Genomic DNA, 22,181 nt, shown 5'->3' on the forward strand with positions numbered 1-22,181 from the left:
AAGTCCTTCAGAACGAACGAGGGAGGCCGAGCATGTGCTCCGCCACGTAGCTCAGGATCAGGTTCGTCGAGATCGGCGCCACCTGGTACAGCCGCGTCTCCCTGAACTTGCGCTCGATGTCGTATTCGCAGGCGAAGCCGAAGCCGCCGTGGAACTGCAGGCAGGCATTGGCCGCCTCCCAGCTCGCCTTGGCCGCGAGGTACTTCGCCATGTTGGCCTGCGCGCCGCAGGGCTGGTGCGCATCGAACAGGCGGCAGGCCTCGTAGCGCATGAGGTTCGCGGCTTCCACCTCGATGAACGATTCGGCGATCGGGAACTGCACGCCCTGGTTCTGGCCGATGGGGCGGCCGAACACCACGCGCTCCTTCGTGTACTTCGTGACCCGGTCGATGAACCAGTAGCCGTCGCCGATGCACTCGGCCGCGATCAGCGTGCGCTCCGCGTTGAGCCCGTCGAGGATGTACTTGAAGCCCTGGCCTTCCTCGCCGATCAGGTTCTCGGCCGGGATTTCCAGGTTCTCGAAGAACAGCTCGTTGGTCTCGTGGTTCACCATGTTCAGGATGGGTCGAACCTCCAGCCCCTTGCCGATGGCCTCGCGCAGGTCGACGATGAAGATCGACATGCCCTCGGACTTCTTCTTCACCTCCGAAAGCGGCGTGGTGCGCGCCAGCAGGATCATCAGGTCGGAGTGCTGGATGCGCGAGATCCACACCTTCTGGCCGTTGACGACGTAGCGGTCGCCCTTCTTCACGGCGGTGGTCTTGATCTTGGTGGTGTCGGTGCCGGTGGTGGGCTCGGTCACGCCCATGGACTGCAGGCGCAGCTCGCCGTTGGCGATCTTGGGCAGGTAGGCGCGCTTCTGCGCCTCGCTGCCGTGGCGCAGCAGCGTGCCCATGTTGTACATCTGGCCATGGCAGGCGCCGGAGTTGCCGCCGCAGCGGTTGATCTCCTCCATGATGACCGAGGCCTCGGTCAGGCCCAGGCCCGAGCCGCCGTACTCCTGCGGGATCAGCGCGGCCATCCAGCCGGCCTTGGTGAGCGCGTCGACGAAGTCGGCGGGGTAGCCGCGCTCCTCGTCGATCTTGCGGAAGTAGGCGTCGGGAAACTGCGCGCACAGGTCGCGCACGGCGTCGCGGATGTCGGGAAAGTTCTTGTCGTTGGCGTTGTTCATCGGTCTTGGCTCAATCCTGGCGGGGGCCGCCGGCTTCTTTCTCCACGCGCTGCCAGATCTCGATGGCCATCGGGTCGTCGATCTCCTCCAGGATGTGGCCCACCAGGCCGATGGCACGCGCCATCACGCCGAAGCCGCGGATGATCTTCCAGGGAAAGCCGAACTCGGCCGCGATGGCGCCGATGGCCCCGGTCGCGTTGATCGGCAGCGACTTGCCCGACACGCGCTCGGCCTCTTCCTGCACCGCCTGCATCAGCGCGACGTAGTGCGTGGAAAGCCCGTTCTCCGCCGCGATCTGGAAGAGCCGCGGCGTGCGCGGATCGATGGGCTTGTGCAGTGGATGGCCCAGCCCCGGCACGATCAGCTTGCGCGCGCGGTGGTCGGCCACGATGTCCTTGGCCATGTCCGCCAGCGGGCGGGAGGGCTTCTCGCCGAAGGGAATCGCCTCGTAGAGCATCTTCGCGGCGCCCTCGGTGCTGCCGACGAACACCGTGCCCAGCCCGCACAGGCCGGCCGCCACGGCTGCCTGCAGCGCCTCGGGTGCGCCGGCATAGGTGAGGCGCGCGGCCAGCGCGCTGGGCGTGACGCCGTGTTCCACCAGCGTGACGACGATGGCGTTGAAGGTCACCGACTCCTGCGGCGTCGGGATGCGCCCGGTCAGCTCCAGGAAGGCCATGTCGCCTAGGTTGAGGTGGCCGAGGATCTCCGAGGGCAGGTCGCGCCCGCGCACGGTGATCCTGTCGGGCGTGCTGTGGCCCAGCTCGGTGTGCAGGGATTTCTTGATCTTGGTGGTCATGGGCCGAATCTAGCCCGCACGCGCGCGCAGCGGCTCTCTGATTGCGAAACCCTCCCTTCGGCAAATGCAAATGCCGCCCGGCGGGGTCTTCGGGCACGCTGCGGCGATGGACCTCGAATCACTTTCGGCGGTGCGCGAATCGGCGCTCGACTACTTCACCCGCAGCCGTGCGCTCCAGCGGCGGCGCACGCGAATGGAGCACCCGGGCGGCGACGAAGCCGAGGGCTGGCAGGACATCGCCGGGCTCGGTTGGACCGGCATGCTGGCGCCCGAGTCCGCGGAAGGGCTGGCACTGGGCCTCGACGGCGCGGCCGAGATCTTCCGCGCGGCGGGCGAGCATGCCGCGCCCGAACCGCTGCTGGCCGTGGCCGGCCTCGGCGCGCTGCTGCTGGCGCGGCTGGGCACGCCCGGTGCGAACGCGCTGCTCGCCGAACTGGTCGCGGGCCGCAGCCTGCCCGCGCTGGCCTGGCAGGAAAGCGCCGGCGACCTGAGCGCCGTGCCGCTTGCCTGCGGCTGCGAGGCATGGCCCGGGCACCGGGGCGGCGTGCTGCTGCAGGGCGAAAAGCTCATGGTTCTGCCCGGCGCAGCGGCCAGCGGCTGGCTGGTGTCGGCGCGCGGCGACGACGATGCAGTGCTGCTGTGGGTGCCGCGCGGCACCGAAGGCGTGATCGAAACGCCGGTGCCGCTGGTCGACGGCAGCCAGGCCTCGAACCTGCGCTTCGAGCAGGTGGCGTTGCCGGCCGATGCGGTGCTGGCCGAAGGCCCGGCCGCGCAGGAGGCCCTGCGCCATGCGCTCGCGGCCGGCCAGCTCCTGCAGTCGGCCGAGCTGCTGGGCGCGGGGCAGGCCATGCTGGCGCAGACGCTGGCCTACCTGCGCACGCGCTCGCAGTTCGGCAAGCCCATCGGCAGCTTCCAGGCGCTGCAGCACCGCTGCGTCGACATGTTCATCCACCTCGAAGTGGCGAAGGCCGCGCTGGACGAGGTGCTGGCGCTGGCGGCGCAGGGCCTGCCGGCGCAGCGGCTCGAGGCCGAGGCGAGCCGTGTCAACGCGCGCTGCACCGCCGCCGCGCTGCAGGCCTCGCGCGCTTCCGTGCAACTGCATGGCGCCATCGGCTACACGCAGGAGTGCGACCTGAGCCTGTTCTACAAGCGCGTGCTGTGCCTTTCGGCGTGGCTGGGCAACGTGAGCGCGCATCAGCGCAGGCATGCGGCGCTGAGTGGCGATGCGGACACGGTGGCGGTCTCCGCCGCATGGGAAGGCGAATTCCCGCGCGCCGCCGATTGGTCCTCGATGTCCGAGGCCGACTTCCGCCGCATGGTGCGCGCCTTCCTGCAGCAGCGCTATCCGCAGCAACTGCGATACCTCTCTCATCGCGCGCGCTGGAGCGAGATGCGCGAGTGGTATCTCACGCTCTCGGCGCAGGGCTGGATCGCGCCCGCGTGGCCACAAGCGCACGGCGGCATGGGCTTGCCAGCCGACAAGCTCATCGCGTGGATCGAGGAACTGGAGCAGTACGGCGTGGCGCGTGCGCCCGACCAGGGCATCGTGATGATCGGGCCGCTGCTGATCCAGCACGGCACGCCACAGCAGCAGCAACGCTTTCTGCCGCGCATCCTCAGCGGCGAACATGTGTGGTGCCAGGGCTACTCGGAACCCAACGCCGGCTCCGACCTCGCGGGCCTGCGCACCGAGGCCATGCCGGCGCGCGACGCGCAGGGCGAGCATTTCGTCGTCAACGGCCAGAAGATCTGGACCACGCTCGCGCAGGACGCCAACCACATCTTCATGCTGGTGCGCACCGACAAGGACGCGCGCAAGCAGGAGGGCATCAGCTTCCTGCTGTGCGACCTGCGCACGCCGGGCATCACCATCCGGCCCATTCACACGCTGGCGGGAGAGCCCGAGTTCTGCGAGGTGTTCTTCGACAACGTGCGCGTGCCGGCCGAAAACCTCGTGGGCAGGTTGCACGGTGGCTGGAGCATCGCGAAGGCGCTGCTGGGCTTCGAGCGCATCTTCCTGGGCAGCCCCAAGCAGTCGCAGTACGCGCTGGGCCAGCTCGCGCGGCTGGCGCAGGCCCGGCGGCTCTTCGCCGACCCGGTGTTCGCGCAGCGCTTCGCGGCGCTGCGGCTCGACGTGCTCGACCTCTGCGCCGCCTACACCGGCTTCGCGAACATCGTGCGCGCGGGCAAGCCGCTGCCGGCTTCGGTGTCGCTGCTGAAGATCTGGGCGAGCGAGACCTATCACCGCATCGGCGCGCTGCTGGTCGAGGCCGGCGAGGAGCAGGGCGCGGTGGCCGGCGACCAGGTGCTCGACGGGCAGAGCTTCAACGTGCTGTCGCCGCTCATCGGCTCCACGGCCGCAATGATCTATGGCGGCACCAACGAGATACAGCGCAACATCCTCGCGCGGCAGGTGCTCGACCTGCCCGCGTGAGCGAGGGGCGTCGAAGAGATTCAAAACAGGAGACAACGCTCATGACATCGATTCACTTCTCGCGCCGCCAACTCATGGCCGCGCTGGCCGGCGGCGCGGCACTTGGCGCACTGCCGCATCGTGCATTCGCGCAGCAGCCATTGCCGCCGCTCATCAAGCTGGTGGTGGGCTATTCGGCCGGCGGCCCGGTGGATGGGGCGGCGCGCCTGCTGGCCCCGGCACTGAGCCAGGAACTGGGCACGCAGGTGATCGTGGACAACCGCCCCGGCGCCAGCGGCTCGCTGGGCGGCGACGCGGTGGCCAAGGCCGCGCCCGACGGCGCCACGCTCTTCTTCGGCGCGAGCCCGACCATCACCATCAACCCCAACGTGCAGCGCCACATGGCCTTCGACCCGATGAAGGACCTGGTGCCCATCGCGCCGCTGGTGGACTACACCAACGTGCTGGTCGTCAACAACGATGTGCCGGTGCGCAGCGTGTCCGAGCTGCTGGCCTACGCGAAGGCGCGGCCCGGCAAGGTGTTCTACGGATCGGCCGGCGTGGGTGCTTCCAACCACCTGAGCGGCGCGCTGCTGGAGAAGATGACCGGCGTGCAGCTCACGCACGTGCCGTACAAGGGCAGCGCACCGGCGCTGGCCGACGTGATGGCCGGCACCGTGACCATGATGTTCGACATCATCGCCACCTCCAAGCCCTTCATCCAGACGGGCAAGGTGCGCGCGCTGGCCGTCACCTCGCGCCAGCGCAACCGCATGCTGCCGGAGGTGCCGACCATGGTCGAGTCGGGCGTGCCCGGCTACGACGTGGGCGGCTGGTTCGGCCTCTACGGCCCGGCGCGCATGGACCCCGCGGTGGTCGCGCGCATGAACGCCGCCGCGCGCAGGATGCTGGCGCGCGAGGACATCGCGAACCGCCTACGCGAGCAGGGCTACGACGTGTGGTCGGGCGCGCCCGAGGTGCTGGCGACCAAGGGCAAGGCCGACCGCCAGCTGTGGGCGACGGCCTCCAAGGGCATCGAGGCGGAATAGGCGATGCAGCGGATCCATCAATTGCTGGAGGAACGCGCGGAGCGAACGCCGGATGCGGTCTTTCTCTTCGAGCCCGCAAACACCACGACCTACGCGCAGCTTCAGGCCATGGTCGACGTCGCCGCGCAGGACCTGCTCGCGGCCGGCGTGCGGCCCACCGACCGCGTGCTGCTGGTGGCCGAGAACTGCGCCGCGCACATCGCGCTGCTCATGGCCTGCAGCCGCGTGGGTGCGTGGTCGTGCGGCGTGAATGCGCGCATGTCGCCGGGCGAGATCGCTGCCATCGCCGAGCGCGCGGATGCGCGGCTTTGCTGCTTCACCGGAGCGTCGGAGGCTGCTGCAAGGCACGCGCAGAGGGCAGGTGCTGAGCCGTCTTCGCTTGCAGGCGTGATGCGCTCGGCCGCCCGCGAGGACGCGCGCACGGAGCTCGACCCGGCGCTGGCCGACACGGCCGCCATCATCTTCACCTCCGGCACCTCGGGCACGCCCAAGGGCGTGATGGTGTCGCACCGCGGCCTGCTGCATTTCGGGCGCGTGTCGGCGCGGGTGCGGGCGCTGGGCGAGCACGACCGCGTCTATGCCTTCCTGCCGATGACGCACATCTTCGGCATCGGCACGGTGCTGATGGCAGCGCTCACCGGCGGCGCGGCGCTGGTGCTGCGCGGAAGCTTCTCGCCCGCCGACGTGCTGCAGGCGCTGGCGAACGAGCAGGTGTCGAACCTGCTCGGCCCGCCGACGATGTATGCGCGCCTGCTGGCCCACATCGAGGCCGAAGGCGCCGCGCCGCGCTTTCCGCAGCTGCGCTATGTCTACACCGGCTCGGCGCCGCTCGATCCGGCGCTCAAGCAGCGCGTGGAGGGGCTCTTCGGCCAGCCGCTGCACTATGGCTACGGGCTGTCGGAGTACGCGGGCTCGGTGTTTCTCACGCGAACCGAGTCGCCACGCGCCGACACCTCGGCGGGCCACGCGGTGGAGGGCGGCGAGGCCCGCATCGTGGGCACCGACGGCAACGACGTGGCGCCGGGCGACACCGGCGAGATCTGGCTGCGCGGCCCCGGACTCATGCTCGGCTACTTCCGCGACGCCGCGGCCACCGCGCAGGTGATGCGGCCCGGCGGGTGGTACGCCTCCGGCGACCTCGGGCGCTTCGGCGACGACGGCGCGCTCTTCGTGGTGGGCCGGCTCAAGGAAATGATCATCCGCTCGGGCTTCAACGTGTACCCGGCGGAGATCGAAGCGGTCATCGGCCGCTTCGAGGGAGTGCACCTGTGCGCGGTGATCGGCGTGCCCGAGGCCGACGGCAATGAGCAGGTGGTCGCCTTCATCGAGCTGAAGGCGGGCGCGGTGCTCGACGAGACGGCGCTGCGCGCGCATCTGGCCGAGAACCTGTCGCCCTACAAGCGCCCGGCGCGCATCGAGCTGATCGACGCGATGCCCACCACGGCCAACGGCAAGCTGCTCAAGCGGGAGCTGAAGGCGCGCTGCGTCGCGGCTGTGGGCTGAGCGAACGGGTTCAGCCGAAGATGGCTGCGTGGCCCTTGCGCGTGTCCATGTACTCGCGCACGCGGGCGATGCGGCCTTCGCGCAGCTCGAAGACGAGGCAGTACTCGTTGTCGTAGTGCCTTCCGCTGGAGAGCGTCGCTTGCATGCGCTCTTCCAGGATCACGGTGTCGCCGTCGCAGTGCAGGTGCGAGAAGCTCACCGAGACGTCGGCGACGAAGAGCCGCGGAAAGTCATCGACCAGGAAGCGCGCGATGGCGGCCGGGCCGATCATGTGGTCGGGCACTTCGAGCGCCACGGCCGTGGCGTTGCCTCGCGGCGCGAGCCATTCGGCGTCGGCGGTGAAGGCGGCCTCGATGCGCTGCCGGTCGCGGCTTGCGAAGGCTTTCCAGGCATTGGTGACGGCTTGCTTGTTCTGTTCCGGGGTCATCTGGTGCGGGGCGGCAGTTGGTTGGCGTGAACCGAAGGTAGGGGCGGGCAGGACCGGCGGCGCGCCGCTTCCGGACATCTCCAACCCCGCACGGCGCCGTGGACAGACTTCTCCTGCAAGCGGGCGCGCCGAAGTCCTCCAGCCCGGGCAGGACGGGCGCCGCATGGTGAAGCCCTGTGCAAATGTAAACAGCAAGGAAATCACACCATGGCCGATGACCTGAACAAGCGCGGGCCGCAGGATGCCGCCCGCATCAACGTGAACGAGGCGCACGAGATGCGCTACTGGACCCAGACGCTGGGCGTGACCGAGGCGAAGCTTCGCTCGGCGATTGCCGCGGCGGGCGTCGAAGTGAAGGACGTGCGCGCCTACCTCGGCAAGCCCTGAGCGGGCCGGCCGCGGCCGGGCGGAAGGGCGGAGGGGGCGGCTGGTAGGGGCGTCACGGTAGGCACCCTCCTACACCTAGGGGCGGGCGGGATACTTCATACTTGTTACCAGAACGTTTCTGGAGACAAGCTGCTCTTGATCCTGCCGATGATGAACCCGAAGCCCGTGGCCGCCTGCCGATGAAATCCTCCCCCAGCGCGCGCAGTTGGATCGCCGCCGGCGTGCGCCATGAACTTCTCACCCGCGCATTGCCCGCCCTGCGCCACGACATGGCGGCCCCGGTCTCGGTGATCCGCATGGCGCTGCTGATGCTCAAGCGGCAGATCGGCGCAGCCACTGTCGACACCGCGGCCTGCGAGGAGCGGGTGGGGCTGATCGACAGCCAGGTCTCCGAACTGGTGGAGGCCATCCGCTCGCTGCGCGACTGGGAGCTCGCCACTGTCGACGACGGCATCACCCGCAGTGCGCTGGTGGCCCAATGCGTGACACTGATGCGCGCCGCCTTCGACCTGCACGGCGTGGTGCTCGAAACCGACGCCTCGCTGACGCCGTCCGACGACGAACACCGCTGGCCCGCTGCCGCGGCCCTGCGCTACCTGTTCCTGGGCGCGATGGGTTATCTGCACGACGGCGCGGACGAGGCCGGGACCATCCGCATCGAGGCCGACGGCGCGAACGCGCTGCGCCTTACGGCACTGCCGCGCGAGCCGGGAGCCACCGAGGCCGTGCTCGACGCGCACCGCGCGCCGCGCGCGCTGGCCATCGACGCCGTGGCGCTGCAGAACCTCGCGGAAGACCTGGGCTACGCGGTGGCGCTCGACGCCGCCAGCGTGCGCCTGGTGCTCGCCACGCGGACCTGAGTCTTTCCCTTTCTGCCGGCGGCCGTGGCGGTGCGTCGCTGCTCGCGCCGGTGCGCCTTCAGGAATGACAGCAGCCGGCGTTCCGCCGCATACAGCCCGCGCGAGGGCCTCGCGGTGCGGCTGCCGCCGATCTTCTCGAACAGCGCGGCGGTGGCCTCGTCGCCGTCCGACAGCGCGCTGCCCAGCGCCAGCACGGCCGGGTGCACGTAGGCCTTCCTGCAGACCGCCGGCGTGTTGCCCAGCTGCTTCGCCACGGCGCCCAGGATGTCCTTGGCGCTGTAGCGGCTGCCGTCGGCGGCGGTGCGGCCGGGTTCGCAGGCCAGCCGGGTGAGTTCCAGCGCCTGTACTGTGCCGTGCCAGGTCCGGAAGTCCTTTGCGGTGAAGTGCTCGCCGCCGGCGGCTTCGGCCAGGTAGTCGTTCACGTCGGTGGACGAGACGCCGCGCAGTTCGCTTTTTTCATCGTTGCTTTCGTCGCCGGCATCGACGTACTGGAAGAGCGCCTGCCCCGGCAGCTGCTGGCATTGCCGCACCACCTTCGCCACGCGCGGATCGTCGAGCTGCGCTTCGTGCATCACGCCGCTCTTGCCGCGGAAGCGCAGCCTGAGCGCCTGGCCCTTCACGGCCGCGTGCCGGTTGCGCAGCGTGGTGAGGCCGAAGGAGCCGTTGCTGCTCGCGTATTCCTCGTTGCCCACGCGCAGCAGCGTGGTGTCGAGCAGCCGCACCAGCGCCGCGAGCACCTGGGCACGGCCCGGCGCCTTGCTGCCCGGAGGCAGTTGCAGGTCGCGCGCCACGCGGGCGCGGATGCCCGGCAGCGCGAGCGCGAAGGCCTCGAGGCGTTCGAACTTGGTCTCGTCCTGCATCGAGCGCCAGTCGGCGTGGTAGCGGTACTGCTTGCGCCCGCGCGCGTCGATGCCGGTGGCCTGCAGGTGGCCGTTGGGCAGCGGGCAGATCCACACCTGCGTGTAGGCCGGCGGAATGGCCAGCATGCGGATGCGCGAGAGCTCGTCCGTGTCGCGCACCCACCTGCCGCGGGCATCGCGGTAGCGGAAGCGCTCGCCGTGCTTCAGGCGGCGGATGCCGGGCATGTCGGGGTTCACGTAGACCAGGCCGTTGGAGATGGGCGTCGGCCTGGATGGAGGCTTGGCGGGTGAGGGCGAAGAGGAAGGAGGGGAAGAGGCCGGCATGGGGCTTGCGTGGTGGTACACCGCGCTTTTGCCAGCACCGACAATCGCCGGTTGTAGGACGCCGCAGGCGCCGGCGGTGCGCCGGGCGCGCTTGTGCCGCCGGCCCTGCCGTTTTTTTCTTTCTCACCGGGTTCCAGAATGAGTTCTTTCAAGCCTTCCCTTCTCGCCGTCCGCTGGCTGGCCGTGCCCGCCGCGGCGCTGCTCTTCACGGCCTGCGCCTCCACGTCCACCACGACTGCCTCGACGCAGGCCCCGGCCGCGCCGGTGAAGGTCAAGGTCTTCGTCGCAGCCATGTTCGAGATCGGCAAGAACACCGGCGACCGCGCCGGCGAGTTCCAGCACTGGTACGAGCGCTACTGGAAGGACGCCAAGCCCATCGCCGTGCCGGGCGCGCTGCAGCCCGTGTACTGCAACGCCGACGGCGTGTGCGGCTCGGTGCTCGGCATGGGCAAGGTGAACTCGTCGTCGTCGATGCAGGCCATCCTGCTGAACCCGCAGTTCGACTTCTCGCAGAGCTATTACGTCATCTCGGGCGTGGCCGGCACGCCGCCTTCGCGCGGCACCATCGGCGAGGTGAGCTGGGCCACCTGGCTGGTCGACTACGACCTCGGCCACCGCTGGGCGCCCGAGGAAAACAAGCCCGGCGAGCCCACCTTCATGCCGCGCAAGGGCTACGAGGAATACCGCCGCTTCAAGCTCAACCCCGACCTCGTGGGCTGGGCCATGAAGCTCTCGGCCGACACGCCGCTGAAGGACTCCGACTCGGCCCGCAAGTACCGCCTGCGCTACCCCGACGCCGCGGCGCGCCGCGCCCCCTTCGTCGGCACCGGCACGCACATGACCGGCGACACCTTCTTCCACGGCCCCGGCATGTCGAAGCAGGCGCAGTACATCGCCAAGCTCTACGGCGCCGACGACTACGTCATCACCGAGATGGAGGCCGCCGCCATCACCCTGGTCATCAAGCGCACCCACGGCACCGACCGCGTGATGAGCCTGCGCGGCGCAGTCAACTTCGACCAGGGCAACCCGAAGGAAACCACGCTGCAGCACCTCGACCCCGCGCCGGGCGAGACGGCAGGCGGCTTCGCCGAGACAGTGGAGAACATCGAGCTGGTGGGCTCGCGCGTGGTGGATCACATCGTCGCGAACTGGTCGAAGTGGTCGGGCGGCGTGCCCAAGCCCTGAGCGACCGGGACGACTCCGTCATGTGGCTGGCCGTGCAGAGCATCCGCTGCCTCTGGACGAAGGCCGGACGCGAGGCGGAACAAGGCAGGCTGCGCAACCAGGCAGCGATGCGCCACCCCCTCACGGGGCTCGAGGCTTGCCTGCAACAACCTTCCGTCGCGGGCGGTGTGTTGTGGCAGGAGATCGTGCTGCGTCCTGACGGCGAGGCCATCGTGAACCGGGCTGCTGCCGCGCCTGCCTGGAAGTCATGGAATGCGCAGCAGCTGCGCGAGCAGGGTTATGAATGGCACGCGCAGCCGGGCGGCATGGCCATCGACTGGTGGCACGGCGGCGCGGTGCGGCATACAGGCCAGCCGCAACCGCTGGGCGTTCTGCGACCCGGCCAGTGGTTGCGTGTGGTGACGCATCGGCGCGCCAACGGCTGGGATTACTGGGCTTGGGAACGGCGCGTGACCAACCTGATGTGCGTGGACCGCACGCATGCGCTCGATATCTTCGCGAGCGCACCGCCGGTGCGTGTGCTCAGCGAGGAGCCGCACCTCTACTGACTTCTACCGGATCACGCCGGGCCGCGCCGGCTTCAGGTGCCACGTCACCGTGAAGTCGAAGGGCGTCCAGCGGCTCATGGTGACGCCTGCGCGCCGCAGGCCTCGGCCGGTCCAGGTGTTGCAGGTCTCGAAGAGGTTGTAGCCGCCTTCGGCTTCGTAGAAGGCGTCCTGGCTGTCGTAGTGAGCGCCAGCGATGGCAGTTGCCCGGCCGGCGGGCAGCGCGGCGCGCACGTAGTCCGCGAGCTGCGCGTACTGCGCCTGCGTGAGCGGCAGCGCGAATGCGCCTTGGCCGAGCTGGTTGCGGCGCAGGTAGCTCACATGCAGCAGCGCGCGGTTGCCACCGGCCAGGGCTCCGAAGGCGCGCGATGCCGTCAGGTCGGCCCAGGTGGGGGTGTTCAGGTAGAACTCGCGGTCGCCCCAGCCGATGGCGACGAACTCCGCGTCGGGTGGCGGCGCCCTGAAGTCCTTCAGCGGAAAGAGCTGCAGCCAGTCGATGGTGGCCGAACGTATCGGGAACACGTAGTCGGTATGCACGCCGTTGCTCAGGACCCAGGCCTGCACCTCGGCCCTGGCGCTTTGCTGTGGCTCGGGATTGGCGGGCCAGAACACGAGCGCGCAGGCCGTCGCCACGTACAGGCCCACCAGCGCGACGAAGCCCAGCAGCGTGAAGGCGATGCGGCGCAGCCAGCGTCGGACCATCGCGTGCTCAGAAGAGCGAAGCGGTGGTGGCCACCGGTTCGGCCGCCGCACGGTGCGTGCCGGAGCCGGCGGGCGCCAGCGCCTCGGGGCTGCCGGCCTTGGCCAGCGCGCCCACGCGCACGCCCAGGAGGCGCAGCGGGCGTTCCAGCGGCACGCGCTTCAGGCACAGGCCGCCGGTGTGGCGGATGGTCTTCGCGTCGTCGGTGAAGCGGTCGATGGTCTGGTCGCGCGTGGCGATCTTGAAGTCGTCGTAGCGCAGCTTGATGCCGATGGTCTTGCCCACGTAGCCCTTGCGCTGCAGGTCGGCGGCCAGCTGCTCGCACAGCTTGGTGAAGATCGCGCCGAGCTCGGCGCGGTCGCGCACCGCGTGCAGGTCGCGGTCGAAGGTGGTCTCGCGGCTCATCGACACGGGCTCGCTCTCGGTGACCACCGGCCGGCTGTCGCGGCCCCACGAGACCTCGTGCATCCATGCGCCGGTGGCCTTGCCGAAGTTGGCGACGAGCCAGTCTCGGTCGCGCGCCGCGAGCTGGCCCACGGTCTCGATGCCGAAGCGCTTGAGCTTCTCGTCGGCCTTGGGGCCTATGCCGTTCACCTTGCGACAGGGCAGGGGCCAGATGAGCTTTTCCAGGTCGTCCTCGTAGACGACCGAGATGCCGTTAGGCTTGTTGAACTCGCTCGCCATCTTGGCGATGAGCTTGTTGGGCGCCACGCCGATCGAGCAGGTCAGGCCGGTGGCGTCGAGGATGGCCTTCTGCAGCAGCCGAGCCAGCGAGCGCCCGCCGTCGCGCTGCCCGCCGGGCACGTCGGTGAAGTCGATGTACACCTCGTCCACGCCCCGGTCTTCCATGAGCGGCGCGACCTCCAGGATGATCTTCTTGAAGGTGCGCGAGTAGCGCCGGTACTCGTCGAAGTCCACCGGCAGGATGATGGCCTGCGGGCACAGCTTGGCCGCCTTCATGAGCCCCATCGCCGAACCCACGCCGAACTGTCGCGCGGGGTAGGTGGCGGTGGTGATCACGCCGCGGCCGGTGTAGTCCTTCAGCAGCGGGAACGAATCGACCGGAATGTCGGCCAGCGTGCCGCCCTCGGGCAGGTTGCGGATGGCCTCGTCCACGCGCCGCCGTCCGCCGCCGATCACCACCGGCAAGCCCTTGAGCTGCGGATAGCGAAGCAGCTCGACGGATGCGTAGAAGGCGTCCATGTCGAGGTGCGCGATGCGGCGGATCGGCTGTGCCGGTGGGGTCTGGGAGCTCACGGAAACAATTGTCTCGCGGCTGGGCGCCACGTGTGCGCCGGGGGCGATTCGATCAGCGCGTGTCCACCGTCACCAAAAGGGGCGATTCGAACATCGCCACGGGGGAAATCACCGGCTCGTCCATCGGGACCTTGTCGCCGTAGCGCTCGCGCATCTTCGCGCGCACGGCCGGGTCGGTGAGGTTGAACTCGCGGATCTTCTGCAGCTCGCCGATGCGCACGCCCAGCGCGCGCTGGTAGAGCTTCCACACGAGCTCGGAGCAGTAGATGCGCTTGTCCGACCACTCGAAGGTCAGGTCGTAGGGCCGGCCCTCGAAGTCGGATGTGCCGGCGCGCAGCTTCGCGATCGCGCCCGGCGTGAGCAGGGTGTCGGCGTTGCGCAGCCGCTTCACCACGTAATGCCCACCGTTGCCGCGCGCCGTCCATTGCGCGAGCGGCGTGTAGCGCACCGTGAACACGGCCTCGAACACATGGGGCTTGCCGTTGCGCATCAGCACGATGCCCATGTGGCTGTAGCGCGAGCCGGTCGCGCGCTGCACCGCGATGCTCTGCGCCGAGCGCGAGGTGTGGAAGATGATGTCTCCGTCCTTCAGTTCCGTCGAGGCATGGGCGGTGCTCGTCAGGAGAACAGGCAGTGCAAGCGCGATGGCCGCAGGTAGCTTGAAGGTCATGAACGCGGATTGTGGGGCACGCTGCGCGGCCAGCCATCTCTCCTCTGGAGGCAAGGCACTGTCACTCGTGCCGGGTGGCTCCATCTCGCGCATCGGGCATTCCGCCGCCTCGTGGTTCATCGGTTCGGCGGGCGCGGGCGGGTCGTACGCTTCCAAGGAGTTCACAGGGGGAGGGATGTCTGCCGGAGGCGTCATGCGGGGAAATCGTCTCCCCCGAACCCGACTGGCACCTGCGGGACGGCGGGTCATTGCTTGCGCGCCGCAGCATGCCGGTGCCATCATGCGCGCCATGCAAACGGTCGCCTCCATCCTCTGGCGCAGGCTCGATGTTCCGGGCCACGATGCCTGCCGCCTCGAACGCAATGCCTCGGCCTGGCAACTCGACGGAGCCGCCGTGTTCCGCCTGGAAGACGGCCGCACCGGCCAGCTGCACTACCGCGTGCGCTGCGACCTGCTGTGGCACACCCAGTGGGGCACGGTGCGCGGCTGGCTCGGCGACTCGGCGGTCGACCTGTCGATAGCCCGCGACGCGCGCGGCCACTGGAAGCTCAACGACGAGCCCGTGCCCGACCTGTCTCACTGCATCGACCTCGACCTGGGCTTCACGCCCGCCACCAACCTGCTGCAGCTGCGTCGCCTCAGCCTGGCCAAGGGCGAGGGCGCCGACGCGCCGGCCGCATGGGTCGACATCGATGGCGGCGGCGTGCTCAGCGAGCTGATGCAGCGCTACGAACGGCGCAGCGACACCGAATACGCCTACGAGGCCAAGCGCTTCGACTATGCGGAGACGCTGCGCGTGACGGAAGACAGCTTCGTGCTCGACTACCCGCGGCTCTGGGTCGCCGAGAAGTAGCCGTTCAGTCGAACTGCGAGCGGTCGCCCGCGACCAGTTCCCGGTTGCGCCGCCTGTCCAGCGCGATCTCGTGCGCGAAGGCCTCGGTGCCGCCGCCTGCCGGCAGGTTATAGGCCGCACGCAGTCGCGAGCGCACCGCATCGCTTTCCAGCACCCGGTTGATCTCCGCGTTGAGCATCTGCACCACGGCACCCGGCGTGCGTGCCGGCGCGAAGATGCCGAAGAGCGAGTCGCGGTTCGCCGTCTCGAAACCCAGCTCCGCCAGCGTGGGCACTGCGGGCAGTGCCTCGATGCGCGCGGGCGCGCCCACCGCCAGCGCCTGGAAGCGGCCGCCCTCGATGTACTGCAGCTGCTGCGCGGCGACGTTGGTGGAGAGCACCTCGAACTGGCCGCTCAGCGCATCGTTGAGCTGTGGGCCGCCGCCCTGGTAGGGGATGTGCGTGATGTCGGTGCCGCTTTGCACGCGCACCTGCGCCAGCACAAGGTGGCCGATGGTGGCCACGCCCGATGTCGCCCAGCGCACCGCGCCCGGCTGCCTGCGCGCCTGCGCGATCAGCTCGCCGAATCCGCGTCCCGCGAAAGCCGGCGTGCCTACCACCAGCACCGGCGTGCGCATCACGCTGGCCACGGGCACGAAGGCGCGCATCGGGTCGTAAGGAACGCGCGCCAGCAGCGGGTGAAGCGTGAGCGGGCTGATGGCCGAGAAGGCCAGCGTGCTGCCGTCGGGCGTGGAGCGCGCGAGCGCGTCCATGCCGAGGCTGCCGCCCGCGCCGGGGCGGTTCTCGATGAGCACCGGCACGCCGAGCGAACGTGCGAGCGGCTCGGCCAGCACGCGCGCCATGCCGTCGCTGACACCGCCGGGCGGGTAGACCACGATCAGGCGCACCGGCTTGTTCGGCCATTGCAGCGGCGCGGCATGCAGCACGCGTGGCAGCGCACAGGCGGCCGCGAGCAGCGTGCCCGTGCCCTGCAGCAGTCGGCGGCGAAGCCGGTTCATGAGCCCGGGTTCTCCAGCGCCAGCCGGCGCAGCATCGCGGCGAAGTTCAGCGCGGGCAGGTTGTCTTCCTCGGCGCGCGACACCAGCGTGAGCGGCGCGTCGAGCTGGCCGCCGTCGGCCAGTCGCGCGTAGGCGATGGCGTGTGCGTGTACGCCGTGCATCGAGGCCGGCACCACCGAGAGGCCGACACCTGCGGCCACGAGATTCAGGTTGGTCATCATTCGATCGACTTCGGCCACCACGCGCGGGCGCAGTCCCTTGGCGTGGCACAGCGCGAGCAGGTCCGCATAGAGGCCGGGCGCGCCCGGGCGCCGCACGAGGATGATGCCTTCCTCGCAGAGCTTGGCGAGCGGCAGCGGGCGCGAGTCCTTGTCGCGGCCGAGGGCAAGGCGGTGGTCGCTGGGCATGGCGACCAGCACCGGTTCGCGCAGCAGCGTCTCGAACAGCAGCCCCTCGGGCCGCGCCACCGGCACGCGCAGCAGGCCGCAGTGCAGGCGGCCCGCGGCCAGCGCCTCGGTGAGCTCGGCCGCGTTGTCCTCGCGCAGCTGCAGCTCCACTTCAGGGTATTCGCGGCGGAACTCGCGCAGCGCCTCGGGCATGAATCGGTGCGCCGCGGCCGAACTGGTGAAGCCCACCGCGAGCGTGCCGGACTGCCCCTTGGCCACGCGCGTCATGCGCTGCTTCATGGCCTCCATGTCCTGCAGCATGCGCAGCGCCTCGGCCTGGAACAGCCGGCCCGCGTCGGTGAGCGCCACGCCGCGCGGATGGCGGCGGAACAGCAGCACGCCCAGCTCGCGTTCGAGCGCCTTGATTTGCAGGCTCAGCGGCGGCTGCTGGATGCCCAGTTGCTCGGCCGCGCGCGTCATGTGGCCGGTCTCCGCAACGGCGGCGAAGTAGCGCAGTGCCCGTATGTCCATATGTTTTTTGTATGAAAAGTGCCTTGTTATTTTATTTGACCCTAAGTCACACCGAATCTATCTTCCGGCCGCCCATTCAAGAACAAGCGGCCCAACGAGGCCGCATGCCGGAGACAAACCCATGCGCACAACGCGCCCTGCCTCGACGCTTCGTGCCGTCCGCCACGCGGTCGGCCTTTCGCTGGTCTCGCTGATCCTTGCTGCCTGCGGTGGCGGCGGAGGTGGAGGTGGAGGAGGCGGCTTCAGCTTCCTGCCGACCACCCCGCCCGCCAGCGGCGGCAACAATCCGCCCGCCACCAACCCGCCCGCGGACGATCCGCCGGACAACCCGCCGCCTCCGCCCGTGCAGCCGGCCGTGTCCTGCGCCGACCTCAACGGCAAGAGCCTGCCCGCCTCGCTGATCAGCCTGCCCACGCAGGGCGCCACCGTCACCAGCGCCACGCCCGTTGCCGCGAGCGACGCCGGCAATACGCTCGGCGACTACTGCCGCGTGCGCGGCACCATCCAGCCGGTCGATGCCAGTTCGCAGTCCATCAACTTCGCGGTCAACCTGCCGGAGAAGTGGAACCAGAAGACCATCCACTTCGGCGGCGGCGGCTTCGACGGCGTGCTGATCGACGGCACCGAGGTCATCCGCTTCGGCCCCGCCGGCAAGCCCGCGCCGCTCGCGCTGGGCTACGCCACCTACGGCGACGACTCGGGTCACCAGTCGGGCAGCATCACCGACGGCAAGTTCGCGGCCAACGACGAGCAGCTCGCCAACTACGGCGGCAACTCGCTCAAGAAGACGCGCGACGTGGCGCAGGCGCTGGTGCTCGCGCGCTACGGCGTGGCACCGAAGCACGCGTACTTCCTCGGCACCTCCACCGGCGGGCGCGACGCGCTGAGCTACATCCAGCGCTGGCCGCTCGACTACGACGGCGTGATCGCCAACGAGCCCGCGCTCAACTACACCGGTACGCGGCTGTCGAACGTGGCCGTGGGCCGCGCGCTCTACTACAACAACGGCACCGCCGGCTGGATGGACCTGAGCGAGACGCTGATGGTGCAGAAGGCCGCGATGCAGGCCTGCGACAAGCTCGACGGCGCGGCCGACAACATCGTGAGCAACGTCGAGAGCTGCCGCCAGCTCAACACACAGCTGCTGGCGTCGCTGCGCTGCCCCGGCGGCACGAAGACGGCGAAGACCTGCCTGTCGGACGCGCAGATCGCCACCGTGAACGCCATCGAGTCGCCGCTCGACTTCACGACCTACTCGCTGGCCAACGGCGTGAAGCGCGCGGGCGGCTACAACCTGCTCGAAGGCGCGCTGGTGGCGGGTCCCTTCACCACCCGTGACCTCGGCACGCGCAACGTGCCGGCCAACCCCGCCACGTCGGCCGACGCCAACATGTACGTCACTGGCGACCAGTGGGTGAAGTTCTTCGTCACGCGCGACGCCAACTTCAACACGCTCACCTTCGATCCGCTGAACCCGGGCAGCTACGCCGCGCGGGTGACCGAGGTGTCGAACATCACCGACGCGACCAACCCGAACCTCGCGCCCTTCTTCGCGCACGGTGGCCGGCTCATCATGCTGCACGGCCTGGCCGACGAGGTGATCAGCCCGAACTCGACCATCGACTACTACAAGCAGCTCATCGCCACGGTGGGCCAGGCCTCGGTCGACCAGAACGTGCGCTTCTACACCGTGCCCGGCATGGGCCACGGCACCGGCAGCTTCATTCCCAACTGGGACTCGCTGGCCGCGCTCGAAGGCTGGGTGGAGAACGGCCTCGCTCCCGCCACCGGCGTCGCGGTGGACGCGGTGGCCGGCACCTACGGCCGCACGCGCCCGCTGTGCCTGTTTCCGGCCTGGCCCAAGTACCGCGGCAGCGGCAGCCTGGACGCGGCCGTCAACTACAGCTGCGTGACCGAGGTCGGCGATCCGCTGGCCTGCCCGAACCTGCCCGCGGCCGTTACCAGCTACAAGGGCGGCAACAGCTTCGGCGAAGAGCTGCGCGTGCAGATCGACCCGTCCACCATGGCCTACACCGTGACCATCGACGCGAGCCTGCAGCGCACGGCCGGCACGGTGCGCACCGGCACGCTGGTGTCGGAGGGCAACTGCAGCTACGGCAGCGGAGAGAGCGGGGCGGTGTTCAGCTTCGGCGCGGGCGGCGTGCTCTCGGGCGGCGTGAATGCGCCCAGCGGCGGCGGCTTCGCGCCCCTGCTGGCGTTCCAGAACACCTTCCAGAACGCGGCGACGCCGACGGTGTTCAACCCGGTGGCGAACATCTTCAATGCGGTGGGCGTACAGCAGGGCACGGGCGGCACGGCGGCGCAGGCACTGGCGGTGCGGCTGCGCAATGCCGGCACCTTCCAGTACTGCCGCGATCCCGCCAACGGCTTCATGATCTACGACGCCACCTGCACGCAGACCGAGAAGGGCTACATCACCTACAACGGCACGCGCGGCGCCTTCGACCTGTTCACGACCTCGCCCACTGGCAGCGCCGTGACCACCGGCGGCACGCTCACCGGTTCGATGGTGATCGGCCTCGTCAGCGGCACGGCCGTGCCGATGCACCTGGTGCGCGAATCGGCCGCCAATGCAGGCATGCGCCTCTTCGGCCTGCAGCAGAGCCTGGTCTCCGGCACGGCCGACGGCAGCTATGCGCTGCTCAGCGTCAAGGGCGAGAACCACGATGCCACGGTGGCCGGCAGCGGCCTTAACCTCGGCGGCGCGGCCGCGGGGCTGAGCTACGACACGCCGGTGCTCGGCGTGGCGCAGGCCGATGCCGGCCGGGCGGGCAATTTCATCTTCAACAGCGGCGTACTCGCATTCGTCTCCACCGATGCGGCGAAGGCGGCGCTAGAACTCGGAGTACGTCATTGAAAAAAAGACTGTCCAGCCTTGCGGCTTCCATGGCCTTCGCGCTGATCGGCGCGGCTTCCGGCATGCACGCCCAGGCCGCACCCACAGGCCCGAAGCCCGCCGCCTGCCCCTCGCCGGTACCGGAGGCCGCGCGCTGCTACACCGGTGGGGATGGCGCGGGCTCCTTCTACTGGATCGCCATTCCGAAGGACTGGGCGAAGAACGCCGGCCGCGTTCTCGTGATGCACGCCCACGGCGGCCCCGAGACCGGACCGCCCAAGCTGGAGCGCAGCGAGGAAGACCTGAAGCGCTGGGCAGTCACCGTGAAGGCCGGCTACGCATGGGCCGCCTCCACCTACCGGCGCGGCGGCTACGGCGTGACCATGGCGGCGGAAGACACCGAGCGGCTGCGTCAGATCTTCGTGCGCCATTTCGGCCAGCCGCACCGCACGCTGCTGCACGGGCAGAGCTACGGCGCTGGCGTGGCGGCAAAGGCGGCGGAGCTCTACGCGCCGGCCGGCGGGGCGAAGTCTCCCTACGACGGCCTGCTGCTCACGAGCGGCGTGCTCGGCGGCGGCAACAGCGCCTACGACTTCCGGCTCGACCTGCGCGTGGTGTACCAGTACGTCTGCCGCAACCATCCGCGTCCTGACGAGCCGCAGTACCCACTGTGGATGGGCCTGCCCATGGACTCGAAACTCACGCGCGCCGACCTCGCCGCCCGCGTGAAGGAGTGCACCGGCGTCGGCCTGCCGGCCGCGCAGCGCACGCCCGAGCAGGCGGCGCGGCTGAAGACCATCCTCTCGGTCGTGAAGATCCAGGAGCGCTCGCTGCTGGGCCATCTCACCTGGGCGACCTGGCTCTTCCAGGACTTGGTGCAGAAGCGGCTCGAGGGCCGCAATCCCTTCGGCAACATCGGCGTGGTCTACAGCGGCTCGGCCGACGACGCGGCGCTCAATGCCGGCGTGCTGCGCTACGCGGCCGATCCGCAGGCCAAGGGCGCGCTGGCGGCCGACAGCCAGCCCACCGGCCGCACCGCGCTGCCCACCGTGGGCCTGCACGCCATCGACGACCCCACGGCCTTCGTCGAGCTGGAGAACTCCTACCGCCGCATCCGCGATGCCGCCGGCACCGGCAACCTGCTGGTGCAGAGCTTCAGCAGCGAGCGCGAACACAGCTACCTGAGCGATTCGGAATACCCCGCGCTCTTCGCCGCGCTGCTCGACTGGATCGACAAAGGCGAGAAGCCCACGCCCGAAGGCCTCGCGCAGCGCTGCAAGACGCTGATGCCGCGCTACGACACCGACGGCAAGAACGGCTGCCACATCCAGCCCGCATGGCAGCCGCCCGCGCTCGAGAGCCGCGTGCCGTCGCGCGTGCCCTGAATCATTTTTCAATCCAACGTCACGGAGACCTCACCTCATGAAGAAACTGTTCGCCCTCGCGGCGATCGCCGCCGCCGCCGTCGCTGCCCACGCGCAGGACTTCCCGGGCGGCAAGCCCGTCACCATCGTCGTGCCCTTCGCAGCCGGCGGCCCGACCGACCGCGTCGCGCGCGACCTCGCCGAGGCGCTGCGCAAGCCGCTGGGCGGAAGCACCGTCATCATCGACAACGTGCCCGGCGCCGGCAGCTCCATCGGCGCGGCCAAGGTGGCGCGCGCCACGCCCGACGGCTACACACTGCTGCTCAACCACATCGCGATGGCGACAGTGCCCAGCCTGGTGCGCAACGTGCCCTTCAAGGTCGAGACCGACTTCGAGTACCTGGGCATCGTCAACGACGTGCCGATGACGCTGATCTCCAAGCCCTCCATTCCGGCCGCCAACTACAAGGAACTGAGCGGCTGGATCGCCGCCAACAAGGGCAAGATCAACCTCGGCAACGCCGGTGTGGGCTCGGCATCGCACCTGTGCGGCCTGCTGTTCCAGAGCGCCACCAAGACCGAGATGACGCCCGTGCCCTACAAGGGCACCGCGCCGGCCATCACCGACCTGATCGGCGGCCAGATCGACCTGCTGTGCGACCAGACCACCAACACCACGCCGCAGATCCAGGCGGGCAAGGTGAAGGCGTTTGCCGTCACCACGTCGAAGCGGCTCGCGCTGCCGATGCTGAAGGACCTGCCCACGCTCGACGAGGCTGGCCTGAAGAACTTCCAGGTCACGATCTGGCACGGCCTGTATGCGCCCAAGGGCACGCCCGCGCCGGTGCTGAAGAAGCTCAACGACGCGCTCAAGGTCGCGCTGAAGGACCCGGACTTCATCCACCGCGAGGAACAGCTCGGCGCCGTGGTGGCTACCGACGGCCGCGTCGAGCCGGCGGGCCACAAGAAGTTCGTGATCGACGAGATCGCGAAGTGGACGCCTGTGATCAAGGCGGCGGGCGTCTACGCCGACTGAGCGCCGC

20 protein-coding genes are annotated in these 22,181 nt (G+C 69.6%); 11 read left to right on the plus strand and 9 right to left on the minus strand.

Annotation, left to right across the window (positions count from 1 at the left end):
- Positions 1-7: 7 nt before the first annotated feature.
- Both SFB74_RS08055 and SFB74_RS08060 read right to left on the minus strand, forming a co-directional pair.
- Positions 8-1,171, minus strand: a complete 1,164-nt coding sequence (locus tag SFB74_RS08055) for an acyl-CoA dehydrogenase family protein (RefSeq protein WP_093205363.1) — start codon at positions 1,169-1,171, stop codon at positions 8-10.
- A 10-nt stretch (positions 1,172-1,181) separates the two neighbouring features.
- Complete coding sequence (locus SFB74_RS08060) at positions 1,182-1,967, minus strand: citryl-CoA lyase (protein ID WP_093205361.1); 786 nt, start codon at positions 1,965-1,967, stop codon at positions 1,182-1,184.
- A 106-nt stretch (positions 1,968-2,073) separates the two neighbouring features.
- Between SFB74_RS08060 and SFB74_RS08065 the strand changes: the two genes are divergently transcribed.
- Genes SFB74_RS08065 through SFB74_RS08075 form a run of 3 tightly spaced genes read left to right on the plus strand, consistent with a single transcriptional unit; the run spans position 2,074 to position 6,932 of the window.
- On the plus strand, positions 2,074-4,401 hold the full coding sequence (locus tag SFB74_RS08065; protein ID WP_432731899.1) for an acyl-CoA dehydrogenase: 2,328 nt from the start codon (positions 2,074-2,076) through the stop codon (positions 4,399-4,401).
- A gap of 41 nt (positions 4,402-4,442) precedes the next feature.
- Positions 4,443-5,429, plus strand: coding sequence for a Bug family tripartite tricarboxylate transporter substrate binding protein (locus tag SFB74_RS08070; RefSeq protein ID WP_432730262.1), 987 nt, complete (start codon positions 4,443-4,445; stop codon positions 5,427-5,429).
- A gap of 3 nt (positions 5,430-5,432) precedes the next feature.
- Positions 5,433-6,932 (plus strand): class I adenylate-forming enzyme family protein, encoded by a 1,500-nt coding sequence (locus SFB74_RS08075; RefSeq protein ID WP_432730263.1) that lies wholly within the window; start codon positions 5,433-5,435, stop codon positions 6,930-6,932.
- 10 nt (positions 6,933-6,942) lie between these two features.
- Here SFB74_RS08075 and SFB74_RS08080 read toward each other — a convergent pair whose 3' ends face one another.
- Positions 6,943-7,359: a nuclear transport factor 2 family protein gene (locus tag SFB74_RS08080; RefSeq protein ID WP_432730264.1), complete on the minus strand. Its 417-nt coding sequence runs from the start codon at positions 7,357-7,359 to the stop codon at positions 6,943-6,945.
- 207 nt (positions 7,360-7,566) lie between these two features.
- Here SFB74_RS08080 and SFB74_RS08085 point away from each other — a divergent pair, with 207 nt between their 5' ends.
- Together SFB74_RS08085 and SFB74_RS08090 are read left to right on the plus strand one after the other, a co-directional pair.
- On the plus strand, positions 7,567-7,746 hold the full coding sequence (locus SFB74_RS08085) for a DUF3606 domain-containing protein (RefSeq protein WP_432730265.1): 180 nt from the start codon (positions 7,567-7,569) through the stop codon (positions 7,744-7,746).
- Positions 7,747-7,925: 179 nt separating this feature from the next.
- Positions 7,926-8,606 (plus strand): hypothetical protein, encoded by a 681-nt coding sequence (locus SFB74_RS08090; protein ID WP_432730266.1) that lies wholly within the window; start codon positions 7,926-7,928, stop codon positions 8,604-8,606.
- Here the strand turns inward: SFB74_RS08090 and SFB74_RS08095 are convergent.
- Entirely contained in the window at positions 8,549-9,790 is a 1,242-nt protein-coding gene (locus SFB74_RS08095; RefSeq protein ID WP_432730267.1) for a DNA topoisomerase IB, read from the minus strand. The genes SFB74_RS08090 and SFB74_RS08095 overlap by 58 nt on opposite strands.
- 138 nt (positions 9,791-9,928) lie before the next feature.
- Between SFB74_RS08095 and SFB74_RS08100 the strand changes: the two genes are divergently transcribed.
- Both SFB74_RS08100 and SFB74_RS08105 read left to right on the plus strand, forming a co-directional pair.
- Positions 9,929-10,978, plus strand: coding sequence for a purine-nucleoside phosphorylase (locus tag SFB74_RS08100; RefSeq protein WP_432730268.1), 1,050 nt, complete (start codon positions 9,929-9,931; stop codon positions 10,976-10,978).
- A 20-nt stretch (positions 10,979-10,998) separates the two neighbouring features.
- Complete coding sequence (locus SFB74_RS08105) at positions 10,999-11,526, plus strand: hypothetical protein (protein WP_432730269.1); 528 nt, start codon at positions 10,999-11,001, stop codon at positions 11,524-11,526.
- A gap of 3 nt (positions 11,527-11,529) precedes the next feature.
- On the opposite strand, the gene SFB74_RS08110 is transcribed toward SFB74_RS08105, so the two are convergent.
- From SFB74_RS08110 to SFB74_RS08120, 3 genes are read right to left on the minus strand one after another with little or no spacing between them, the layout of a single operon-like run.
- On the minus strand, positions 11,530-12,225 hold the full coding sequence (locus tag SFB74_RS08110) for a TIGR02117 family protein (RefSeq protein WP_432730270.1): 696 nt from the start codon (positions 12,223-12,225) through the stop codon (positions 11,530-11,532).
- A gap of 7 nt (positions 12,226-12,232) precedes the next feature.
- Positions 12,233-13,480 carry a DNA polymerase IV gene (dinB, locus tag SFB74_RS08115; protein WP_432730271.1) on the minus strand — a complete coding sequence of 416 codons (1,248 nt, stop codon included), beginning with the start codon at positions 13,478-13,480 and terminating at the stop codon, positions 12,233-12,235.
- 52 nt (positions 13,481-13,532) lie between these two features.
- Positions 13,533-14,150 carry a YiiX family permuted papain-like enzyme gene (locus SFB74_RS08120; protein ID WP_432730272.1) on the minus strand — a complete coding sequence of 206 codons (618 nt, stop codon included), beginning with the start codon at positions 14,148-14,150 and terminating at the stop codon, positions 13,533-13,535.
- A 280-nt stretch (positions 14,151-14,430) separates the two neighbouring features.
- Between SFB74_RS08120 and SFB74_RS08125 the strand changes: the two genes are divergently transcribed.
- Positions 14,431-15,003: a putative glycolipid-binding domain-containing protein gene (locus SFB74_RS08125; protein WP_432730273.1), complete on the plus strand. Its 573-nt coding sequence runs from the start codon at positions 14,431-14,433 to the stop codon at positions 15,001-15,003.
- 4 nt (positions 15,004-15,007) lie between these two features.
- Here the strand turns inward: SFB74_RS08125 and SFB74_RS08130 are convergent, their stop codons facing one another.
- Entirely contained in the window at positions 15,008-16,000 is a 993-nt protein-coding gene (locus tag SFB74_RS08130; protein WP_432730274.1) for a Bug family tripartite tricarboxylate transporter substrate binding protein, read from the minus strand.
- Positions 15,997-16,917: a LysR substrate-binding domain-containing protein gene (locus SFB74_RS08135; protein WP_093205326.1), complete on the minus strand. Its 921-nt coding sequence runs from the start codon at positions 16,915-16,917 to the stop codon at positions 15,997-15,999. The genes SFB74_RS08130 and SFB74_RS08135 overlap by 4 nt, the downstream gene beginning before the upstream one ends.
- Positions 16,918-17,038: 121 nt before the next feature.
- On the opposite strand from SFB74_RS08135, the gene SFB74_RS08140 reads away from it, so the two are divergent.
- The 3 genes from SFB74_RS08140 to SFB74_RS08150 are packed head-to-tail and all read left to right on the plus strand — an operon-like array spanning position 17,039 to position 22,174.
- Positions 17,039-19,795: a tannase/feruloyl esterase family alpha/beta hydrolase gene (locus tag SFB74_RS08140; protein WP_432730276.1), complete on the plus strand. Its 2,757-nt coding sequence runs from the start codon at positions 17,039-17,041 to the stop codon at positions 19,793-19,795.
- On the plus strand, positions 19,792-21,159 hold the full coding sequence (locus SFB74_RS08145) for a hypothetical protein (RefSeq protein ID WP_432730277.1): 1,368 nt from the start codon (positions 19,792-19,794) through the stop codon (positions 21,157-21,159). Before SFB74_RS08140 ends, SFB74_RS08145 begins: the two co-directional genes overlap by 4 nt.
- A 37-nt stretch (positions 21,160-21,196) precedes the next feature.
- Positions 21,197-22,174: a tripartite tricarboxylate transporter substrate-binding protein gene (locus tag SFB74_RS08150; RefSeq protein WP_432730278.1), complete on the plus strand. Its 978-nt coding sequence runs from the start codon at positions 21,197-21,199 to the stop codon at positions 22,172-22,174.
- Positions 22,175-22,181: the final 7 nt, after the last annotated feature.

Origin of the sequence: Variovorax xiamenensis, from assembly GCF_050916385.1 — a bacterium.
GTDB lineage: Bacteria > Pseudomonadota > Gammaproteobacteria > Burkholderiales > Burkholderiaceae_C > Variovorax.

Coding starts and splice junctions, on each gene's coding strand:
- SFB74_RS08055 (WP_093205363.1), bottom strand. CDS start 1,171: ATGAACAACGCCAACGACAAGAACTTTCCCGACATCCGCGACGCCGTG.
- SFB74_RS08060 (WP_093205361.1), bottom strand. CDS start 1,967: ATGACCACCAAGATCAAGAAATCCCTGCACACCGAGCTGGGCCACAGC.
- SFB74_RS08065 (WP_432731899.1), top strand. CDS start 2,074: ATGGACCTCGAATCACTTTCGGCGGTGCGCGAATCGGCGCTCGACTAC.
- SFB74_RS08070 (WP_432730262.1), top strand. CDS start 4,443: ATGACATCGATTCACTTCTCGCGCCGCCAACTCATGGCCGCGCTGGCC.
- SFB74_RS08075 (WP_432730263.1), top strand. CDS start 5,433: ATGCAGCGGATCCATCAATTGCTGGAGGAACGCGCGGAGCGAACGCCG.
- SFB74_RS08080 (WP_432730264.1), bottom strand. CDS start 7,359: ATGACCCCGGAACAGAACAAGCAAGCCGTCACCAATGCCTGGAAAGCC.
- SFB74_RS08085 (WP_432730265.1), top strand. CDS start 7,567: ATGGCCGATGACCTGAACAAGCGCGGGCCGCAGGATGCCGCCCGCATC.
- SFB74_RS08090 (WP_432730266.1), top strand. CDS start 7,926: ATGAAATCCTCCCCCAGCGCGCGCAGTTGGATCGCCGCCGGCGTGCGC.
- SFB74_RS08095 (WP_432730267.1), bottom strand. CDS start 9,790: ATGCCGGCCTCTTCCCCTCCTTCCTCTTCGCCCTCACCCGCCAAGCCT.
- SFB74_RS08100 (WP_432730268.1), top strand. CDS start 9,929: ATGAGTTCTTTCAAGCCTTCCCTTCTCGCCGTCCGCTGGCTGGCCGTG.
- SFB74_RS08105 (WP_432730269.1), top strand. CDS start 10,999: ATGTGGCTGGCCGTGCAGAGCATCCGCTGCCTCTGGACGAAGGCCGGA.
- SFB74_RS08110 (WP_432730270.1), bottom strand. CDS start 12,225: ATGGTCCGACGCTGGCTGCGCCGCATCGCCTTCACGCTGCTGGGCTTC.
- SFB74_RS08120 (WP_432730272.1), bottom strand. CDS start 14,150: ATGACCTTCAAGCTACCTGCGGCCATCGCGCTTGCACTGCCTGTTCTC.
- SFB74_RS08125 (WP_432730273.1), top strand. CDS start 14,431: ATGCGCGCCATGCAAACGGTCGCCTCCATCCTCTGGCGCAGGCTCGAT.
- SFB74_RS08130 (WP_432730274.1), bottom strand. CDS start 16,000: ATGAACCGGCTTCGCCGCCGACTGCTGCAGGGCACGGGCACGCTGCTC.
- SFB74_RS08135 (WP_093205326.1), bottom strand. CDS start 16,917: ATGGACATACGGGCACTGCGCTACTTCGCCGCCGTTGCGGAGACCGGC.
- SFB74_RS08140 (WP_432730276.1), top strand. CDS start 17,039: ATGCGCACAACGCGCCCTGCCTCGACGCTTCGTGCCGTCCGCCACGCG.
- SFB74_RS08150 (WP_432730278.1), top strand. CDS start 21,197: ATGAAGAAACTGTTCGCCCTCGCGGCGATCGCCGCCGCCGCCGTCGCT.